Origin of the sequence: Halomonas sp. AOP7-E1-9 (genome assembly GCF_052376035.1) — a bacterium.
GTDB lineage: Bacteria > Pseudomonadota > Gammaproteobacteria > Pseudomonadales > Halomonadaceae > Vreelandella > Vreelandella citrativorans.
On sequence record NZ_JBQSVC010000007.1, the window covers coordinates 73,584 to 93,577 of the forward strand.

Here is a 19,994-nt window from a genome sequence, read left to right on the forward strand (position 1 = left end):
ACCCAGCATAAAACGCAATCGCGCCATAGTGGAAGTCATGGTTGTTAATTTACTACAAAACGGAAAAATTGGCCTCGCCCCGATGGAGGGCGTTATCGACGCCCTCACCCGCGACTTATTAACGCGTGAGGCAGGCTTTGATTGGACCGTTACCGAATTTGTCCGCGTGGTCGACACGCGCCTCCCGCCCCGAGTGTTTTACAAGCACTGCCCTGAGCTTACCAACCGCCCTGTTGCGACCGCCAGCGGCATTCCCGTGCATTTGCAACTGCTTGGCTCTGACCCCAAGGCGCTGGCTAAAAATGCTCGCCAGGCGTTAGCGCTAGGCGCTGTCAGCGTGGACTTGAATTTCGGCTGCCCGGCCAAGCTGGTTAATCGGCATGATGGAGGCGCCTCGTTACTACGCCGCCCTGAACGCGTCTACCAGGCAGTGAAGGCCGTCTCCGAAGCACTTGAGGGTCAAATTCCGGTCACCGCTAAAATCCGCCTGGGCTTTTCAGACCGGCGCTTAGCCGTCGCCTGCGCCCAGGCGACCCAGGCAGGCGGTGCCGCTCGTCTGGTTGTTCACGGCCGCACACGTGATGAAGGCTATCGCCCTCCGGCCCACTGGGAGTGGATCGGCCGAGTGCGCCAGCAGGTATCGATACCCGTGGTTGCCAATGGCGATATATGGACGCTGGAGGCGTACTGGAAAGCGCGCACCCTGTCAGGCTGCAGAGATGTGATGTTAGGCCGTAGCGCGCTAGCAGACCCCTGGCTTGCGCCACGTATCCGGCACTGGCAGCGAACCGGCGAACGACTGCCTGAAACCACATGGCCAATGCGTGCCAGCGTGATCAAGGAGTACGCGCACCTTCAGCGGCAGCATCTACCCGACCGAGTTGTGGTCTCGCTGGTAAAGCAGTGGCTCGCACAGATGCGTCAGGGCAATGAAGAAGCCAACCAGCACTTTCAGCGCGTTAAACGCCTAACAGACCTTGACACCCTGCTTAAAAGCCTGGTCATCGACACAGCGCACCCTGAGGCGGCTGTCAGCTGCCACTAAGCAAGCGCATTGACCAAAAAAAAGCGCCCTCGCAATGCGGGGCGCTTAAAACGATCCAAAACCAAAGCGCGAGCCGCCCTGGTCAGGCTAGAAAACAGAAAACCCGCTCTCATAAAAGAGAACGGGTTTAGAATCTGGCGCGCCCGGGAGGATTCGAACCTCCGACCCCCTGATTCGTAGTCAGGTACTCTATCCAGCTGAGCTACGGGCGCTTTAGTGATGTAAATACTCATTACTAAACATGATGAAGTGCTTATGCTTAAATACTTGTAATGAAATACTTATAGGCTTCCGCCTTACATCAGGTTAGAAGATGGCGCGCCCGGGAGGATTCGAACCTCCGACCCCCTGATTCGTAGTCAGGTACTCTATCCAGCTGAGCTACGGGCGCATCTTCTAATGTGCGGCTGGCGGAGAGAGAGGGATTCGAACCCTCGATAGGGCTATAAACCCTATACTCCCTTAGCAGGGGAGCGCCTTCAGCCACTCGGCCACCTCTCCTCAACAGCACGGCGCGAATGTTACCGATTTCAGCGACTGCTGTCTAGTCCTATGCCGATTTTTTTCGCGCCAGCTTCATCTTACCGTTGATACGCCCTGTATTGGGCGCGATAAAAGCGACCATTTATTCTGCTTCGCTTTCTTCACTGCTACGCTCGCGCTGGATGCGCTGATAGATCTCTTCACGGTGTACAGCCACGTCTTTCGGCGCATTGACGCCGATACGCACTTGATTACCTTTCACACCTAACACTGTGACGGTGATTTCATCACCTATCATCAATGTTTCGCCAACTCGGCGGGTTAGGATGAGCATGGCTGATCTCCTTCTCAGACGTTTTATACAACGGGTTGTGTCCACCAGAGGCGCCACTAAGCCATTATGCGGCATAGCGGCGCGCTAACCAATGCCTCTGACTCCATGACACCCAAACCTCCCGTTGAAAGAAAGCTCACCACCGGCAAGTAGCGAGTACCTTTTCAGCGTAGAAGGTTTAAGGCAGAAATGTTATTCAGATTCTATATCTGACTTATCCAGGCCAAATGCCTTGTGTAACGCGTTAACGGCAAGTTCCATATGCTTTTCATCAATCACCACTGAGATTTTAATTTCAGAGGTGGAAACCATACGGATATTGACGTTTTCATCAGCCAAAACGCGGAACATCTTCGAGGCAACACCGGCGTGAGAGCGCATGCCAACACCGACCAAGGATACCTTGGCGATATTGTCATCGCCACGCAGCTCACCACCGCCCAGGTCAGGAATGACCGTTTCTTCAAGCAGCTTCTTGGTGGTCTTGTAGTCGCCCTTCGCCACGGTGAAGGTAAAGTCGGTGTAGTCACCCGCCGGTGCTACGTTCTGCACGATCATATCGACTTCAATGTTGGCATCAGCGATAGGGCCAAGAATGCGCGACGCAACACCTGGTACATCGGGCGTGTGCAGCAGTGTCAGTTTGGCTTCATTTTTGGTAAACGCGATACCGGAAATCAGCGGTTCTTCCATGGAGTCCTCGTCTTGGTCAGCATCTGCAATAATTAGGGTACCGGGGCCATCTTCAAAGCTCGACAGTACCCGTAGGGGAACGTTGTACTTGCCCGCAAACTCTACCGCACGAATTTGCAGCACTTTGGAGCCCAGGCTTGCAAGCTCCAGCATTTCTTCCACCGTAATGCACTCCAGGCGCTGTGCCTTGGTGCATACGCGGGGGTCAGTGGTGTAAACCCCATCAACGTCAGTATAGATCTGGCACTCATCGGCGCCGAGTGCCGCAGCAAGCGCTACCCCGGTAGTGTCCGAGCCACCACGTCCTAGCGTAGTGATATTGCCGTCTTCATCAACGCCCTGAAAACCAGCCACAACCACGACCTTGCCTGCATCGAGGTCAGCCTTAAGGTCTTCGGTTTCAATGCGCTGAATACGCGCTTTGGTGTAAGCATTGTCAGTATGAATACCGACCTGGGCACCGGTGTGCGAAGTGGCCGCAACGCCAACCTGCTGGAGCGCCATGGCGAGCAATGAAATCGTTACCTGCTCACCGGTCGAGAGCAGCATATCCATTTCACGCGGGGCGGGGTCATCGTTAAGCGCATTGGCCATATCGGTCAACCGGTTGGTCTCTCCGCTCATGGCGGAGACCACGACCACGACCTGGTGGCCCTGGTCACGAAAGCCCTTGACCTTTTCCGCCACGGCTTTGATACGGTCAACAGAACCTACCGAGGTGCCACCGAACTTCTGTACGTATAGTGCCATATGCCGTTTTTTCCTATTCGTTCGGGAATGGAGGATGAAAGTAGTTATATTAAGTTAGCAAAAGGCCGGTTGCAGATAATTGCCACCGGCCTTTGTGATTAGCTAAGTATGTTTTCCAGCCACGCGGGGACGCTACTTAACGCGCCAGCCAGCGCTTCTGGCTGACTGCCACCCGCCTGCGCCATGTCAGCACGACCACCGCCTTTACCGCCAACTTGCGAGGCGACATGGTTAACCAGCTCACCGGCTTTAACGCGCTCGGTCAGGTCTTGAGTCACGCCTGCAATCAGACTGACCTTGCCCGCCGCCTCATCGGCAACGCCCAGGATAATAACGCCAGAGCCAATCTTGTTTTTAAGTTGGTCAAGCACGCCACGCAGATCCTTACCGGATACTCCCTCCAACTGAGTCGCCAGCAGCTTAACGCCGCCGATCTCCTGCGCCTGGCTCAGCATGTCGCTACCCGCAGCGCTTGCCAGCTTAGCCTTCAACTGCTCAAGCTCTTTTTCCAGGCTGCGATTACGCTCGACCAATGACTCTACGCGGGCTTCCACCTGCTCGGGCTTGGTTTTCAAGCGATCACCCAACCGCTGCACGCGCGCTTCCTGCTCGCGGAAGTACGCCAACGCATTCTCGCCGGTAATGGCTTCAATGCGCCGCACGCCAGAGGCAATACCTACTTCACTGACGATATGGCAGCAGCCGATATCACCACTTCGTGCAACGTGAGTACCGCCACACAGTTCAATCGAAAAGCCGTCAGCACCGATCGTCAATACGCGAACATTTTCCGCATACTTGGCTTCAAACAACGCCGCAGCCCCTTTGGCCTTGGCTTGCTCCAGGCTCATCTGCTCAACGTACGTCGGCGCATTAGCAAGGATCTGCTCGTTAACCAGACGCTCCACCTCTGCCAACTGATCAGCACTCAGAGGCTCGAAGTGGCTGAAATCGAAGCGCAGACGTTCAGCATTTACCAGTGAGCCTTTCTGCTGCACGTGATCGCCCAACACCATGCGCAAGGCTTTGTGCAGCAGGTGGGTGGCCGAGTGTTTGCGAATGGTCGCAGAGCGCAAGCTGGCATCAACCTCGCCACGAACGCTGGCCCCCACGTTCAACGTGCCTTCTATCATCACGCCTTGGTGCAGATGATGACCGTTCTGCTTTTGTGTATCGGTAACTTCGAAGCGGCCGCCCTCTACGTATAAGTAGCCGGTATCGCCCACCTGGCCGCCCGATTCACCATAAAACGCGGTACGGTCTAATACGACAGTGCCTTTCTGGCCTGCTTCCAGCGTAACAAGGGCGTTGCCTTCGCTATCCACAATAGCAGTTACCGTGGACTGATCTTCAAGCTGGTCATACCCCGTAAACTGGGTTTCGCCATCCAGTTCAATAGAGGCGCTGTAGTCGGCGCCAAACTGGCTGGCCGCACGGGCACGCTCGCGCTGAGCGTCAAGCTCGCGCTGGAAACCAACTTCATCCAACGTCACACCACGCTCACGGCAAACATCCGCCGTAAGGTCAAACGGGAAACCGTACGTGTCATACAGTTTGAACACGGTTTCACCCGACAGCACGTTACCATCAAGCTCCTCAAGCGCGGTATTCAATAAGCCCATGCCGTGGTCCAGCGTGCGCGCAAACTGCTCCTCTTCTTTCAGCAAAATACGGGCAATTTGGGCGCTCGCCTCACGCAGTTCGGGATAGGCATCGCCCATCTCGGCATCCAGTGCATCCACCAGGGTATAGAAGAACGGCTTGGTGGCGCCCAGCTTGTGACCATGACGAACCGCTCGGCGGATAATGCGCCGCAGCACATAACCACGGCCTTCATTTGAAGGCAGCACGCCGTCGGCGATTAAAAATGCACACGAACGAATATGGTCCGCAATAACGCGTAGCGAAGGCGTTGCCATATCGGCATGCCCGGTCGCCTTGGCGGCCGCCTGGAGCAAATTCTGGAACAGATCGATTTCGTAGTTGGAGTGCACGCCCTGCATAACGGCCGCTACCCGCTCAAGCCCCATACCGGTATCAATAGAGGGCTTGGGCAGCGGGTTCAGCGTGCCCTGGGCATCGCGATCAAACTGCATAAAGACCAGATTCCAGATCTCAATGTAGCGGTCACCATCTTCGTCAGCGCTGCCGGGAGGACCACCCCATACGTCAGGGCCGTGATCAAAGAAGACTTCTGAGCTGGGGCCGCAGGGGCCGGTATCGCCCATTTGCCAGAAGTTATCTTCATCAAGCCTGGAGAAGCGCTCCGGGTCGATGCCGATTTCATCTTTCCAGATGCGCTCGGCCTCGTCATCGCTAATATGTACGGTGACCCACAGCTTCTCTTTAGGCAGACCCAGCGTTTCGGTTAAAAACGTCCACGCAAAGCGGATAGCGTCCCGCTTGAAGTAATCGCCAAAGCTGAAGTTACCCAGCATCTCAAAAAACGTATGGTGGCGGGCGGTATAGCCAACGTTATCCAGGTCGTTATGCTTACCACCGGCACGCACGCAGCGCTGAGACGAGGTGGCACGCACATAAGGGCGTGGGTCACGGCCAAGAAACACATCTTTGAACGGCACCATGCCCGCGTTGGTAAACAGCAATGTCGGGTCGTTACCTGGCACCAGAGAGCTTGTGGGCACAATGGTATGCCCTTGCTCTTCGAAAAAGGATAAAAAGGCCTGTCTGATCTCTGCGCTTCTCATAGGGTATCCGTAACAATAAAGCATGATGCCCCAGGGCGCTGTCGCCGCTACCCGCTGGGGTCGCAAAAGCGCCATTATAGCGCAGTTGTCTAACGACTAAAGCGGCAGTTAATGGCTAAGAGCTAAAGACGTCAGAAAACGATAACCCACAATAGTGATGAAAGAAGGCTTTACAGGCAAGAGAGCGCGTAACGAATTTGTTCAAAATCGAAGCCTCGTGACGCTAGAAAGCGCTCACGTTTAGCGCGCTCTTTGGGGGATTCACCGGGGGAGGAAAAGCGCCGCGAAAGGGTATCACGGGCCAGTTCAAACCAATCGACACCTTCATTCTCTTCTACGGCGGCGAGAGTTTCCGTCAATATTTCCTGACTGATGCCGCGTTGACGCAGCTCGCCTTTAATCCGTATCACGCCCTGACCGCGCATAATGCGTGAACGGATAAAGCTTTCAGCAAAGCGGACGTCTGACTGAAGCCCCTGCTCTTCAAGGGTGTCCAGGCACGCCTCAATGTCAGCAGTAGCAACGGCTTTTTGTTTTAGCTTTTGCGCTATCTCAGCGCGAGAGTACTCGCGCCGAGATAGCAGCTGTAGTGCGATGTCGCGTGGGGTGGCATCACGTGACGAAGCAAACATAAGCGTTACAGCAGGTCGTCGTCAGCATCGGCGGCAACATCAGCAGCCGATGCCTCTTCTTTCTTGGGGTCAGGCTTGGCAAGCAACTGTTCGCGGATCTGGCTTTCGATCTCCTCCATAATGGCCGGATGCTCTTCAAGGTACTGAGCCGCGTTTGCCTTGCCCTGACCGATTTTGCTGCCTTTATAGCTATACCAGGCACCCGCCTTGTCGACCAGGTTGCACTGTACGCCCAAGTCGACCACCTCACCGGCATGGTAGATACCCTTGCCGTAAAGAATCTGGAACTCGGCCTGACGGAACGGCGGAGCTACCTTGTTTTTAACTACTTTAACGCGCGTTTCGTTACCGGTGACTTCATCGCCCGATTTCACCGAGCCGGTGCGGCGAATATCCAACCGAACACTGGAGTAGAATTTCAGTGCGTTACCGCCTGTAGTGGTTTCCGGGCTACCAAACATAACGCCGATTTTCATGCGAATCTGGTTGATAAAGACCACTAAACAGTTGGCGTTTTTAATATTACCGGTGATTTTACGCAGCGCCTGAGACATCAAACGTGCTTGCAGGCCTACGTGGGTATCCCCCATCTCCCCTTCGATCTCCGCACGCGGAGTAAGCGCTGCCACGGAGTCGATAATAATCACGTCAACGCCGCCTGAGCGCACCAGCATATCGGTGATTTCAAGCGCCTGTTCACCCGTGTCTGGCTGGGAAACCAGCAGATCATCGAGGTTAACACCCAGTTTTTCCGCATAGCTTGGATCAAGCGCATGCTCGGCATCAACAAACGCACACACCTTGCCCTGCTTCTGTGCTTGAGCAATCACGGAAAGCGTCAGGGTGGTTTTACCGGAGGATTCAGGGCCAAAGATTTCGACTACTCGGCCAAAGGGTAATCCTCCAATGCCAAGCGCAATATCCAGCCCCAGCGAGCCAGTGGATACTGACGGCATCACAACGCGAGGCGCGTCACCCAAGCGCATTACCGTGCCTTTTCCGAACTGACGATCAATTTGGCTAAGTGCGGCGTTTAGCGCTTTCGTACGGTTGTCATCCTGAGCCATGCAAACACCCTCATCACAGACTGTATAATTAACCAGTATTATGCCAAAAATTCGTCGCTAAACAAATCCTCAACGTGGTTTTTAACGATTATTTCTCTTCCTGACCCTCAGCCAGCATATCCAGGCGCGCCACCAACCCTGCCAACGCCTCGCGAACGGCCTGCTCGCGTACCGCTTGGCGATCACCGGGAAAATGAAAACATTTGGCGTCCTGGTGATTAACATCGCCCCAGGCCAGCCACACCGTACCCACCGGCTTTTCATCGCTGCCGCCCTCGGGGCCTGCCACACCACTGACCGCCACGCCCAACTGCGCGCCGCTATCACGGCAGGCACCGGCCACCATGGCATTCACCACCGCTTCACTGACAGCGCCATGGGCGTGTAGTGTAACGTCTGAGACGCCGATCAGCCGCGTTTTAGCCGCATTAGCATACGTCACGTAACCCGTTGTGAAGTAGGCCGAGCTGCCGGCAGCCGAGGTGATCGCACTGGCAATGCCGCCACCGGTACACGACTCTGCCGTGGTCACCTCTATATCCAACTGCTGGCAAAGCTTTCCAAGCCGCTGCGCCAGCAGGGACAAATCCAGATTTTTTAGGCTCGTTATGCTGGGCGTCATGGTCGCTCCTTCATGTAAGATATCAGTCAGCGTAGAATACTGCGTTTAGCTTTCTCAACGAAATCGCTCAAAGAACGTATTTAACGCTTTTATTTAATGAACATGCCGTAAGCGAGATGCGCTTACGCCACGCTCAATCAGGACGCCCATGTCACAGGCCATCCCCCCCAATACGCCCATGATCACGCAGTATTTAAAGATCAAACGCGAACACCCTGACGTCCTTCTGTTCTACCGGATGGGGGACTTCTACGAGCTGTTTTTTGATGATGCCAAGCGCGCGGCTGCGCTGTTGGATATCACGCTTACCCAGCGTGGCCAATCCGGTGGCAAACCCATCCCGATGGCGGGCGTTCCTTATCATAGCGCCGAAGGCTACCTGGCCCGCTTGGTGGCTACCGGTGAATCCGTGGCCATTTGCGAGCAAATTGGTGACCCGGCAACCAGCAAGGGTCCGGTTGAGCGGCAAGTCGTGCGCATCGTAACACCCGGCACACTGCATGATGAGGCGCTCCTGGATGCCCGGCGCGACAACGTGCTGGTCGCGTTGGCACCCGGCAGCGACCGCTGGGGGCTTGCGTGGCTTGAGCTATCCAGCGGGCGTTTTAGCGTGCTGGAAGTCGAGAGCGAAGCCGAAATGCTTGCCGAGCTGACCCGCCTTTCACCTGCCGAGCTACTGGTGCCTGAGAGCCTGACGCTGCCCGACGTGTGGTCGCAGAAGCGCAGCTTGCGTCGCCAGGGCGAGTGGCTGTTTGATTTGGAAAGCGCCAATCGCAGCCTGTGCGACCAATTTGAAGTTCAGGACCTGCGTGGATTTGGCTGCGCCCACCTTACCACCGCTTTGGTGGCCGCCGGGGTACTGATTGACTATGCCCGTGATACTCAACGTTCGCGCTTGCCCCACGTAACGGCACTCAGCGTTGAAAACCGTGATGATGCGGTGGTCATTGATGCTGCCAGCCGACGTAATTTAGAAATCGACATCAACCTTGGCGGTAGCACGGACAATACGCTTGCCAGCGTACTGGACACCTGCACCACCGCCATGGGGTCGCGGCTTTTAAAGCGCTGGTTGAATCGCCCCCTACGCCAGCGTGAAACCGTGCAGGGCCGCCAGGCGGGGGTGGCGCTTTTAAGCCTCGATGCTGCATACATGACGCTACGCGACACACTCAATGATGTGGGTGATGTAGAGCGTATTTTGGCCCGCGTCGCGCTCTATAGCGCCCGCCCACGCGACCTGGCCCGCTTAAGAGACGCCCTTAATACGTTGCCAGCACTTGAGCAGCAGTTAGGTGGCGTAGAAAGCGGCAGTACGCTGGATAATTTGCGTCCGCATATTCGCCCCTATCCAGATATCGCCGACCAGTTGAGCCGGGCGTTGATCGAGAACCCACCGGTGGTGATCCGCGATGGCGGTGTGATTGCCGATGGCTATGATGCCGAGCTTGACGAACATCGCGGTATGGCCGAAAACGCTGGCAGTTACCTGGTTCAACTGGAGCTACGTGAGCGTGAGCGTACTGGCCTTGCCAACCTCAAGGTGGGTTACAACCGGGTGCACGGCTACTTTATAGAGCTACCCCGCTCCCAGGCCCAGCAAGCACCGGCTGATTACATCCGCCGCCAAACGCTGAAAAATGCTGAGCGGTTTATTATCCCCGAGCTCAAGGAGTTTGAGGACAAAGCGCTTTCCGCCAAGTCACGCGCACTGACCCGTGAAAAGTGGCTGTATGAGCGCCTGCTAAGCGAACTCAACGAACATCTCATGGCGCTACAAAGCACTTCCCGGGCGCTTGCCGAACTTGATGTACTGTGTGCATTTGCCGAACGTGCCGATGCGCTTAACTGGGTGCGCCCGACCCTGAGCGACGCGACCGGCATTAGCATTACCGCTGGCCGCCACCCAGTGGTAGAACAAGTCAGCGACAAGCCGTTTGTGCCCAATGACGTTGTGCTTTCGCCTGATCGTCACATGCTGATTATTACCGGCCCCAATATGGGCGGTAAATCGACCTATATGCGCCAGACCGCCTTGATCGCGCTGCTAGCCCATAGCGGTAGCTTTGTGCCTGCCGATGCGGCTGAGATTGGTCCTGTCGACCGGATATTCACCCGCATAGGCTCCTCGGATGACCTTGCCGGTGGGCGCTCCACCTTTATGGTCGAGATGACCGAAACGGCTAATATCCTGCACAATGCCACAGAGCATAGCCTGGTGCTGATGGATGAAATCGGCCGGGGCACCAGTACTTTCGACGGACTTTCCTTGGCCTGGGCAAGCGCTGAGCACTTGGCGCAGGCGCAGGCACTGACGCTCTTTGCTACGCACTACTTTGAAATGACCGCCCTTCCCGAGCAGGCCGAAGGCGTGGAAAATATTCATTTAACCGCTACAGAGCATGGCGATAGCATTGTATTTATGCATCGCATTGAGGCAGGCCCGGCCAGCCAAAGCTACGGCTTACAGGTCGCCCAACTAGCCGGTGTTCCAAGCCACGTTATCAAGCGCGCCCGTGAAAAGTTGATTGCCCTGGAACAGCGCGATGTAGACACTCATCAGGCGCGCCCAGGCCCGGCACAACAGGCTCCTGCCAATAGCCCGTCACCTCAGCAAAACGATCTATTTGCCAGTGCGCCACATCCGGTTTTAGAAGCACTGGAGCGTGCCGACATTGATGATTTATCGCCCCGCGAGGCGCTGGCATTGGTCTATCAATGGCGAGATTTGTTGTAACCGGTACAAGAGAAGATAGCCAAGTGCTTGCCGTGAGGTATGGGCGCCACTAGAATGTCGCCCATACTTTTTAGCTTATAAGAAACAGCCGTTTTATAACCATTCATGATTGACCTATGACCGGGACCTCCCCCGGTCCCGCAAGAGGGATAGCGCGATGACGTTTGTCGTTACCGAAAACTGCATCCAATGCAAATACACCGACTGTGTAGAGGTTTGCCCGGTCGATTGCTTTTATGAAGGCCCCAACTTCCTGGTGATTCACCCGGATGAGTGCATTGACTGTGCGCTATGCGAGCCTGAGTGCCCGGCCGAAGCCATCTTCTCAGAGGATGAGCTGCCGGATGGGCAAGAACCGTTTATCGAGATCAACGCTGAGCTGGCCGAAGTGTGGCCCAACATCGCTGAAAAGAAAGATGCCTTGCCGGATGCCGAAGAGTGGGATGGCAAGAGCGGCAAGATCGACAAGCTGGAGCGATAACACAGCACGCTTTTAGTACCGTGTCGTTAGCCATCGGCTTAAAAACCAGCGTCCGCGCTGGTTTTTTTATATCTGCTTGTCCCTCCTCTTCAAGGATAACGCACGTGACAAACGCAAAAAGCCACCCGAAGGCGGCTTTTTGTAGCTTGCTTAATTTGTCGGTTGAATCACGCTGCTTTCGGCTCGTCCAACTGGTCATCGTTGGAAGCAAAAATAGCCGCGTCGTGCTGCTTGAGCAAACGACTGGTCACCGTACCCGCCGTCATTGAACCATTGACGTTGATGGCGGTGCGGCCCATGTCAATCAACGGCTCAATCGAGATGAGAAGCCCCGCCAAAGCAATCGGTAGATCAAGCGTTGAGAGCACGATAATCGCGGCAAAGGTTGCCCCGCCGCCAACACCGGCAATGCCGAACGAGGCCAGCGTCACGACCAGTACCAGCGTTGCCAGAAACTCCAGTGAAAACGGATCAATCCCCACCGTGGGCGCAATCATCATGGCCAGCATGGCCGGATAAAGCCCCGCGCAACCGTTTTGGCCGATGGTCGCTCCGAAGGAGGCTGAAAAGTTGGCAATCGCAGGGGGTACGCCAATCCGGTCTACCTGCGCCTCGATATTCAAAGGAATCGTGGCCGCGCTTGAACGTGAGGTAAAGGCAAAGGTGAGTACCGGCCAGACCTTCTGAAAATAGCGTTTGGGGTTAACCCCAACGCCCATCAAAAATAGTGCATGCATGACCAGAATAAGTGCCAAGCCAACGTAGGAGGCAACGACGAATCCGAGCAGATTAAAGATATCGTTGAGGTTCGACGTAGAAACCACTTTGGCCATTAACGCCAGTACCCCGTAGGGCGTAAGGCGGATCACCATGCGCACCAAACGCATGATCCACTTCTGCACAATATCGATGCCTTCGATAAGCTTGCCGCCAATCGCGGCATTTTCACGCTTGATGCCCAGAGCGGCCAAGCCGAGAAACGTCGCAAAGATCACCACACTGATAATGGAGGTGGGTCGTGCGCCCGCTAAATCCTGAAACGGATTGCTGGGAATAAACGAGAGCAGAAGCTGTGGGATGGTCAGATCTGCCACCTGAACACTGCGCTCGACAATCGCTTGGCCGCGCTCCAGCTCGCGAGCGCCTTGTACCAGCCCCTCGGCAGACAATCCAAACAGCTGAGTCATACTAATGCCAATAACGGCAGAAATCGCCGTTGTCAGCATGAGCATGCCAAGTACCCCCAGGCTAATCTTGCCCAGCGCACTGGCATCATGTAAGCGCGTAACAGCAGATAAAATGGTCACCAGCACCAACGGCATAATGATCATTTTTAACAGTTGGACATAGCCACCGCCTACCAGGTTTACCCAGTCGATGGTGCCCTCAAGCACCTCTGAACCGGCGTATCCCCATTGCAATAGCGCGCCAAGCACCACCCCAACGACCAGGCCTGCAAGCACCACGCGAGACAGGCTGGCACCACGCCGCTGCCAACGCGCCAGCAGTGCAATCGCCAGTATAAAGACCAACACGTTGATCGCAATCAACCCATGCATGTAACGCACCTCCTGAATAACAAAAAACGGCACATCAACGATGTACCGTGTGACAAGCGCAGCAGCAGAAGCATAGCCTGCTAATTCTGCGGGCCATGGTAAGTAATAGCGAAGAAGAATAAAAATGGATTTTACTTATAACCTAGGAATCATTTGGCTGGTTGCGTCGGCCGGTTGTAAGAAACACCGGGAACAACCCTCTTGCCAGGTATTCAACGTACGTAGGTATAAAACGTAAGCACAAAAAAAGGCGACCCTTAGGTCGCCCGCTCCAAACACTTCCTTTGACCGCTCCATGTGTCAACTTCCTCAGGCCACTTCCCTACCGAAATTCACCTCAGTGTGTCATTCGGTGTGCCTGTTTACACCCCATTGCGTTGCATTCTGTCTAAAGCATCCCTGCCTCCCCTGTCCTGAATGCATTGTGGCAGATAACAACGTCATCTCAAGGCGGCTTCTAACAAAAAGGGCAAGCCTAAGCGGCCTGCCCTTCAATAAAAAACAACTTAAAATCAATTAGATAAACTTAAATTAGACGAAAACTTCTATTTTTCCTACCCATATCGAGCGATTTTCGTCGGTTTTTGTAGGACATGTCTTACAAAATCTTGAGACATTTCTTACAAGGCTGCTAACAAACCCCGTTATTGACCCTTGATAGCCTTCAAGCCGGGATAAGCGACATCGCCAAGCTCTGACTCAATTACTAACAAGCGGTTATATTTGGCAACCCGGTCAGAGCGGCATAAGGAGCCGGTTTTAATCTGGCCTGCACAGGTGCCCACCGCTAAATCAGCAATGGTGGTGTCTTCTGTTTCACCAGAGCGGTGCGAAATAACCGCAGTAAAGCCTGCATCCTGAGCCATCTTGATGGCGTCCAGCGTTTCAGACAGCGAACCGATTTGGTTAAACTTGATCAAAATCGAGTTACCAATCTGCTCGTCTATACCGCGCTTAAGAATTTTGGTATTGGTAACGAACAGATCGTCGCCCACCAGCTGCACTTTATCGCCCAGCTTATCGGTGAGGGCTTTCCAGCCATCCCAATCCGACTCATCCATACCGTCTTCAATAGAGACAATCGGATAGTCCTCGCACAAGCCCGCCAGGTAGTCAGTAAAGCCTTGTGCATCGTAGCTTTTACCTTCACCGGAAAGATTGTACTGGCCATCCTTGTAGAACTCAGACGACGCGCAGTCGAGTGCCAGCGTGACATCACTGCCTAGCGAATAACCAGCATCCGCCACCGCCTGCTTGATAACAGCCAAGGCATCCGCATTGGACGCCAAGTCAGGGGCAAAGCCACCCTCATCGCCCACAGAGGTAGACAGGCCTTTGGCAGACAGTACCTTCTTCAGCGCGTGGAAAATTTCAGCGCCCATACGCAGGCCTTCACGGAAGTTTTTGGCGCCGACCGGCTGCACCATAAACTCCTGAATATCCACGTTGTTATCCGCATGCTCGCCGCCGTTGATGATGTTCATCATCGGCACGGGCATGCTGTACTGACCTGGCTGACCGTAAAGCTCGGCAATGTGTGCATAAAGCGGCACGCCCTTGGCGTTAGCCGCGGCTTTAGCGGCCGCCAGCGATACCGCGAGAATTGCATTCGCACCCAGAGTGGCTTTGTTGTCAGTGCCATCCAGCGCCAGCATGGCATCGTCCAGACCGCGCTGATCGCGCGCGTCCATACCAAGCAGCGCCTCACGGATTTTGCCATTGACCGCATCGACAGCTGTCAGTACACCTTTACCGAGATAGCGTGCTTTGTCGCCATCACGTAGCTCAAGCGCTTCACGCGAACCGGTCGAAGCACCGCTGGGTGCGCAGGCTTCGCCCGTTGCCCCACTTTCAAGGCGCACACGCGCTAGCACCGTCGGGTTACCGCGTGAATCGAGTACTTCCAGTGCACTGATATCTACAATTTTGGTCATGACAGTCTCCTTGGTTGGCGGTCTATTAGAAGGTTATGTATCGCATGATGGCCGCGATCAGCGAATGGTCAACGGCGCAAAATTTTTCACCAATGAATCAAGCTGAGATAGCTGCGTTAAAAATGGCTCAAGCTGGTCAAGCGGTAACGCACAGGGACCATCGCACTTGGCGTTATCCGGATCAGGATGCGCTTCTAAAAACAGCCCCGCAAGCCCGACGCCAACGCCTGCACGGGCAAGCTCGGCGACCTGGGCACGCCGCCCATCCGCACTATCAGCACGCCCGCCGGGGCGTTGCAGCGCATGGGTAACGTCGAAGAACACCGGGTAGCCAGTCTGCTTCATATCGCCAAACCCAAGCATATCGACAATCAGGTTGTTATAGCCAAAGCTTGAACCGCGCTCGCACAGCATCAGGCGATCATTACCGGCTTCCTGAAACTTGCTGAGAATATGGCGCATTTCATGAGGCGCCAGAAACTGGGGCTTTTTGATATTGATCGCCGCACCGGTTTTGGCCATCGCTACCACGAGATCCGTCTGACGTGCCAGGAAAGCAGGCAGCTGAATAATATCCGCCACTTCTGCCGCTTGAGCCGCCTGCCAGGGTTCGTGGACATCGGTGATGATCGGCACACCGTAACGCGACTTAATATCAGCGAGTATCTGCAAGCCTTTCTCGATTCCTGGACCACGGTACGAATGAATCGAGCTGCGATTGGCTTTGTCAAAGCTTGCCTTAAACACATAAGGCATGCCGAGCTTTTGCGTCACGCTAACGTAGGCTTGGGCGACTTCATCGGCAAGTTCTGCCGACTCCAGTACATTCATGCCTCCCAGCAACATGAGAGGCAAAGAATTGCCGGCGGTTAGGCCGGCAATGTTGATATGACGCTCTTGGAAAGGTGCTTGAGAAGACATTGGCTTCCCCCTTATTCCTGAGGTGTCGTGTGAGTTCTGGTCCGCGCTGTTTTGTACTCAAGCGCTGCGTTCACAAAACCCGAGAAGAGCGGATGCCCGTCACGCGGGGTGGAGGTAAACTCTGGATGGAACTGACACGCCACGTACCAGGGGTGATCCGCAAGCTCAACCATTTCGACCAGCGACTGATCGACACTTTTACCCGAAATCACCAGGCCGGTTTTTTCCAGCTCATCAATAAACTGGTTATTGACTTCAAAGCGGTGACGGTGGCGCTCGACAATCTCATCAGAGCCGTAGGCTTCGCGTGCTTTACTGCCCGAGGTCAGGTGGCATACCTGGCCGCCCAGGCGCATGGTGCCGCCCAAATCGGACGCCGCATCACGCAGCTCGATTTTACCTTCAGCGTTCAGCCATTCAGTAATCAGGCCGACCACCGGGTGCTGAGTATCGTGGGTAAACTCGGTGGAGTTGGCATCTTTCCAACCCGCCACGTTACGCGCAAACTCAATCACCGCTACCTGCATACCCAAGCAGATACCCAGATAAGGCACGTTATTTTCACGCGCAAACTGGGCGGTCAGAATTTTGCCTTCCACGCCGCGCTCACCAAAGCCGCCAGGTACCAGAATCGCATCTTTACCTGCCAGACGCTCAGTGCCGTGGCGCTCGATGTCTTCAGCGTCGATATAGTCGACGTTGACCTTGATACGCCCTTGAATACCAGCGTGGATCAGCGCTTCATTAAGCGACTTGTACGCATCCAGCAGTTCCATGTACTTACCGACCATGGCGATACTTACGGACTTGAGCGGATTAAGCTTGGAGTCCAGCACTTTCACCCACTCGGAAAGATCGGCGGGCTCGGCATCAAGGCGCAGCTTATCGCAGACGATATCGTCCAGGCCGTGTTCATGAAGCATCAGCGGGATACGGTAGATGGTATCTGCGTCCTGAAGCGGTACGACCGCACGCTCTTCAACGTTGGTAAACAACGCGATTTTGCGGCGTTCGCTCTCTTCAAGCTCGACTTCGCTGCGGCAAATCAGAATATCCGGCTGAATACCAATCGAGCGCAGCTCTTTAACGCTGTGCTGGGTAGGCTTGGTTTTCGTCTCGCCCGCCGTCTTGATATACGGCACCAGCGTCAGGTGCATAAACAGCGCGCGATTAGCACCCTGCTCGCTACGAATCTGGCGAATAGACTCCAAAAACGGCAGCGATTCGATATCACCTACCGTGCCACCGATTTCTACCAGCGCCACGTCGAAACCTTCACCGCCGGCATAAACGCGCTGCTTGATTTCATCGGTGATGTGCGGGATGACCTGTACCGTGCCACCCAGGTAATCGCCACGGCGCTCTTTGCGCAGCACGTGCTCGTAAACACGGCCTGTGGTGAAGTTGTTGCGCTGGGTCATCTTGGTACGAATAAAGCGTTCGTAGTGGCCCAGGTCCAGATCGGTCTCGGCGCCATCCTCGGTGACGAACACCTCGCCGTGCTGGAAAGGGCTCATGGTGCCCGGGTCCACGTTGATGTACGGGTCGAGCTTGAGCATGGTGACCTTAAGGCCGCGGGCCTCTAAAATCGCCGCCAGCGAGGCCGACGCGATGCCCTTGCCAAGAGAGGACACAACGCCGCCGGTCACGAAGATATATCGTGTCATGGAAAACCTGTCGAAACGTGATCAAAAGGCGTAACAGAAAGCCACACCAGGATGGGACGACAGAATAGCAGACTACGCCCCAAGGCTCAATTTGAACTGAGCAGTCAAAATCAGCTCGGCCGAACCAGAATGGGCAGCTGCCCCAGCCCTGCGCTTGCATACATTCATAGGTAAACCGCCAACCACCATACTTAATAGCAATGATTACTATTTGCCTTAAGAGTATCCTTGTTCTCAGCGTACTCCCCGTACCGATGAGATTGTAGCGGGGAAATTAGCACGTAATGAAATAACATAAGGGAATAAGGGGAAACGAAAGATGCAGCACAAGCGACGTCGAATTTTCCATTTGGCAGCCATGATGAGTTGCCTGCAAGCCGTCCCCGGGTGGGCGAATACGACAAACTCAGCAATAACGACAGAGGGTGAAGCCCCCGCCACCCTCACACCGATAACGGTGACCGCGGAAAAAACCGAGCAGCCACTGGAAAATGTGGCTGCCAGTGTCGCGGTGATTGATGGTTCTGAAATTGAAGCAGCGGGCCTGACCAGCCTCGAACAGTTAGAGGGACGGGTTCCTGGGTTATCGTTTCAGCCATTCGGACAGGCCGGCATGAATTCTCCCGTAATGAGGGGACTAACGGCTAACTTCAACACCTTTTCCACCTCAACGTTGCTTCTGGTGGATGGTGTACCAACACTGTCTGCTCAGGGATTCGAGAGCAGCCTACTTAACGTCGACCGAATCGAGATACTACGCGGCCCTCAGTCCACACTCTATGGCAGTAATGCCGAAGCTGGCGTCATTGCTATCCACACCCAGCCGATGGACAACCAACCTCGCGCCACTGTTAGCGGTGAAGCCGGCAACCATGGCCATCGAGCCGTTCGCTTCGCCGTCAGTCACCCCATCGTTCAGGACAATCTCTATGCCAGTATTGCGGTTAGCACGTCGAGTGAGGATGGTTTTATCGACAACATCCACACCGGCAGTAATGAAGATGACCGCAATCGGCACGATCTCAACCTAGGGCTGCGCTGGACGCCTGGTGATGCGACTGATTTGGCACTGCGCTATACGCGCCAAGAGTATGATGATGGTGCATCCCGCTGGGGGGCACCTAGCGCGCATCGTGCCACTGTTGCCTCAGGCACCCCAAGTTGGAACCGATCCTGGGGGCAAACCCTAGCACTAACCGCGGAACATGAATTCGCCTCGGACTTGAGTCTCCATTCCGTCACTGCCTGGAATGATTTCCGGGATCATATACAGCAGGATACCGATTTCAGGGCCGAGGATATCTTGCACGTAGGTCGTGACAACCGGCTACGCACGCTATCCCAGGAGCTTCGCTTAGAGGGTGCTCTTGGCGAGACAGAGTGGTTGCTCGGCGTCTACGGCGATAGCAGTGATAACCGGCTGCATAGTATCAGCAAAAATATGATGGGCTCTGTGGATCTTCATGCCAATCAGGAAAGCCAAACGACAGCCCTGTTTACCCATTGGAACCTACCCTTGGCACAACACTGGCGCCTTTCTACCGGTGGGCGCATTGAGCACAATCAGGTGGAACTACACCCACGTGGTGCGGCAAGCCGGTCGGAATCATGGTCGCACTTTTCGCCCAAGATCGCGTTGCAATATGAAATCAGCCCACGCAATCAGTGGTACGCCAGTATCTCGCGAGGCGTGCGTAGCGGTGGGTTCAATATATTATCCCCCGCAACGAACTATCAGTCCTTCGGTCCAGAGAAAACTTGGTCCTACGAGACCGGCGCTAAGGGTTGGCTAGCCGAAGGGCGCCTGCGTTACTCTCTCGCCGCCTATCTGATGGACATCGACAACATGCAAGTCATGCAAATGCCCACCGCCGGCATGATGTACATCACCAATGCTGCCACAGCCACCTCTAAAGGGGTAGAACTCGACCTTGACTATCTGCTTGGCGATGGGTGGCAAATTAAAGGGGGGTTAGCCTGGAACCATACCCGATTTGATCAATTCCAAGATGGCTCAGCCGACTACGCTGGTAATCACAATCCTTTCGCTCCCGATTTTACCGGTTATTTGAGCCTACGCTACGACGATCCAGAAGGCTGGTACACCCAGGGCAGCCTGGTCGGTAGCAGCAAAGTCTACCTAGACGCCGCCAACCAATACGAGCGTAACGACTATGCACTGCTCAACTTGGTCGCTGGCTATCAGTTAGGTGATTGGGAGCTCGCCGCCTACGCCGACAACATCGGCGATAAGCGCTATGACGCCGTGGGCTACCAGAACGGCTTCGTCACCATCTACAGCCCGCCCCGGGAGGTAGGAATGCGCTTCACTTGGCGATTGTGATCGCCGGAGCGCTCTCC

The 19,994-nt window shown here is 55.0% G+C and carries 14 protein-coding genes and 3 tRNA genes; 4 read left to right on the forward strand and 13 right to left on the reverse strand.

Going from position 1 to position 19,994, the window contains the following annotated elements:
• Nucleotides 1-37: 37 nt before the first annotated feature.
• Complete coding sequence (locus ACT3R4_RS06280) at nucleotides 38-1,045, forward strand: tRNA dihydrouridine synthase (protein ID WP_226913703.1); 1,008 nt, start codon at nucleotides 38-40, stop codon at nucleotides 1,043-1,045.
• A gap of 135 nt (nucleotides 1,046-1,180) precedes the next feature.
• On the opposite strand, the gene ACT3R4_RS06285 is transcribed toward ACT3R4_RS06280, so the two are convergent.
• The 9 genes from ACT3R4_RS06285 to ACT3R4_RS06325 all read right to left on the reverse strand — a co-directional run bounded on the left by ACT3R4_RS06285 (nucleotide 1,181) and on the right by ACT3R4_RS06325 (nucleotide 8,334).
• A tRNA-Arg gene (locus tag ACT3R4_RS06285) sits at nucleotides 1,181-1,257 on the reverse strand.
• A gap of 102 nt (nucleotides 1,258-1,359) precedes the next feature.
• Nucleotides 1,360-1,436: transfer RNA gene (locus ACT3R4_RS06290), tRNA-Arg, on the reverse strand.
• Between the two features lie 17 nt (nucleotides 1,437-1,453).
• Nucleotides 1,454-1,546, reverse strand: a tRNA-Ser gene (locus ACT3R4_RS06295).
• A gap of 124 nt (nucleotides 1,547-1,670) precedes the next feature.
• Nucleotides 1,671-1,862: a carbon storage regulator CsrA gene (csrA, locus tag ACT3R4_RS06300; protein WP_087107955.1), complete on the reverse strand. Its 192-nt coding sequence runs from the start codon at nucleotides 1,860-1,862 to the stop codon at nucleotides 1,671-1,673.
• Between the two features lie 192 nt (nucleotides 1,863-2,054).
• Nucleotides 2,055-3,305: an aspartate kinase gene (locus ACT3R4_RS06305; protein ID WP_087107953.1), complete on the reverse strand. Its 1,251-nt coding sequence runs from the start codon at nucleotides 3,303-3,305 to the stop codon at nucleotides 2,055-2,057.
• A 98-nt stretch (nucleotides 3,306-3,403) separates the two neighbouring features.
• Complete coding sequence (gene alaS, locus ACT3R4_RS06310) at nucleotides 3,404-6,013, reverse strand: alanine--tRNA ligase (protein ID WP_441678015.1); 2,610 nt, start codon at nucleotides 6,011-6,013, stop codon at nucleotides 3,404-3,406.
• A 170-nt stretch (nucleotides 6,014-6,183) separates the two neighbouring features.
• A complete protein-coding gene (locus tag ACT3R4_RS06315) occupies nucleotides 6,184-6,645 on the reverse strand; it encodes a regulatory protein RecX (RefSeq protein ID WP_193055336.1) in 462 nt (153 codons plus the stop codon).
• Nucleotides 6,646-6,650: 5 nt separating this feature from the next.
• Nucleotides 6,651-7,712, reverse strand: coding sequence for a recombinase RecA (gene recA / locus ACT3R4_RS06320; protein ID WP_087107947.1), 1,062 nt, complete (start codon nucleotides 7,710-7,712; stop codon nucleotides 6,651-6,653).
• Between the two features lie 88 nt (nucleotides 7,713-7,800).
• A complete protein-coding gene (locus ACT3R4_RS06325; protein ID WP_193055335.1) occupies nucleotides 7,801-8,334 on the reverse strand; it encodes a CinA family protein in 534 nt (177 codons plus the stop codon).
• A gap of 148 nt (nucleotides 8,335-8,482) precedes the next feature.
• On the opposite strand from ACT3R4_RS06325, the gene mutS reads away from it, so the two are divergent.
• Together mutS and fdxA are read left to right on the forward strand one after the other, a co-directional pair.
• The gene (gene mutS, locus ACT3R4_RS06330; protein ID WP_193055334.1) at nucleotides 8,483-11,071 is read left to right on the forward strand and encodes a DNA mismatch repair protein MutS; all 2,589 of its coding nucleotides are present in this window, start codon (nucleotides 8,483-8,485) and stop codon (nucleotides 11,069-11,071) included.
• Nucleotides 11,072-11,228: 157 nt separating this feature from the next.
• Complete coding sequence (gene fdxA / locus ACT3R4_RS06335; protein WP_087107940.1) at nucleotides 11,229-11,552, forward strand: ferredoxin FdxA; 324 nt, start codon at nucleotides 11,229-11,231, stop codon at nucleotides 11,550-11,552.
• 167 nt (nucleotides 11,553-11,719) lie between these two features.
• On the opposite strand, the gene ACT3R4_RS06340 is transcribed toward fdxA, so the two are convergent.
• From ACT3R4_RS06340 to ACT3R4_RS06355, 4 genes are all read right to left on the reverse strand, one after another.
• Entirely contained in the window at nucleotides 11,720-13,111 is a 1,392-nt protein-coding gene (locus ACT3R4_RS06340) for an L-cystine transporter (protein ID WP_193055333.1), read from the reverse strand.
• A 644-nt stretch (nucleotides 13,112-13,755) separates the two neighbouring features.
• Entirely contained in the window at nucleotides 13,756-15,045 is a 1,290-nt protein-coding gene (eno, locus tag ACT3R4_RS06345) for a phosphopyruvate hydratase (RefSeq protein ID WP_087107936.1), read from the reverse strand.
• Nucleotides 15,046-15,102: 57 nt separating this feature from the next.
• Entirely contained in the window at nucleotides 15,103-15,966 is an 864-nt protein-coding gene (gene kdsA / locus ACT3R4_RS06350) for a 3-deoxy-8-phosphooctulonate synthase (protein WP_087107934.1), read from the reverse strand.
• An 11-nt stretch (nucleotides 15,967-15,977) separates the two neighbouring features.
• Nucleotides 15,978-17,633 (reverse strand): CTP synthase, encoded by a 1,656-nt coding sequence (locus tag ACT3R4_RS06355; RefSeq protein WP_192526570.1) that lies wholly within the window; start codon nucleotides 17,631-17,633, stop codon nucleotides 15,978-15,980.
• Between the two features lie 319 nt (nucleotides 17,634-17,952).
• Here ACT3R4_RS06355 and ACT3R4_RS06360 point away from each other — a divergent pair, with 319 nt between their 5' ends.
• Nucleotides 17,953-19,977, forward strand: a complete 2,025-nt coding sequence (locus tag ACT3R4_RS06360; RefSeq protein ID WP_217883853.1) for a TonB-dependent receptor — start codon at nucleotides 17,953-17,955, stop codon at nucleotides 19,975-19,977.
• The last annotated feature ends 17 nt before the right edge of the window (nucleotides 19,978-19,994 follow it).

Coding starts and splice junctions, on each gene's coding strand:
- ACT3R4_RS06280 (WP_226913703.1), top strand. CDS start 38: ATGGTTGTTAATTTACTACAAAACGGAAAAATTGGCCTCGCCCCGATG.
- ACT3R4_RS06305 (WP_087107953.1), bottom strand. CDS start 3,305: ATGGCACTATACGTACAGAAGTTCGGTGGCACCTCGGTAGGTTCTGTT.
- ACT3R4_RS06355 (WP_192526570.1), bottom strand. CDS start 17,633: ATGACACGATATATCTTCGTGACCGGCGGCGTTGTGTCCTCTCTTGGC.
- recA (WP_087107947.1), bottom strand. CDS start 7,712: ATGGCTCAGGATGACAACCGTACGAAAGCGCTAAACGCCGCACTTAGC.
- eno (WP_087107936.1), bottom strand. CDS start 15,045: ATGACCAAAATTGTAGATATCAGTGCACTGGAAGTACTCGATTCACGC.
- fdxA (WP_087107940.1), top strand. CDS start 11,229: ATGACGTTTGTCGTTACCGAAAACTGCATCCAATGCAAATACACCGAC.
- alaS (WP_441678015.1), bottom strand. CDS start 6,013: ATGAGAAGCGCAGAGATCAGACAGGCCTTTTTATCCTTTTTCGAAGAG.
- ACT3R4_RS06325 (WP_193055335.1), bottom strand. CDS start 8,334: ATGACGCCCAGCATAACGAGCCTAAAAAATCTGGATTTGTCCCTGCTG.
- kdsA (WP_087107934.1), bottom strand. CDS start 15,966: ATGTCTTCTCAAGCACCTTTCCAAGAGCGTCATATCAACATTGCCGGC.
- csrA (WP_087107955.1), bottom strand. CDS start 1,862: ATGCTCATCCTAACCCGCCGAGTTGGCGAAACATTGATGATAGGTGAT.
- ACT3R4_RS06360 (WP_217883853.1), top strand. CDS start 17,953: ATGCAGCACAAGCGACGTCGAATTTTCCATTTGGCAGCCATGATGAGT.
- ACT3R4_RS06315 (WP_193055336.1), bottom strand. CDS start 6,645: ATGTTTGCTTCGTCACGTGATGCCACCCCACGCGACATCGCACTACAG.
- mutS (WP_193055334.1), top strand. CDS start 8,483: ATGTCACAGGCCATCCCCCCCAATACGCCCATGATCACGCAGTATTTA.
- ACT3R4_RS06340 (WP_193055333.1), bottom strand. CDS start 13,111: ATGCATGGGTTGATTGCGATCAACGTGTTGGTCTTTATACTGGCGATT.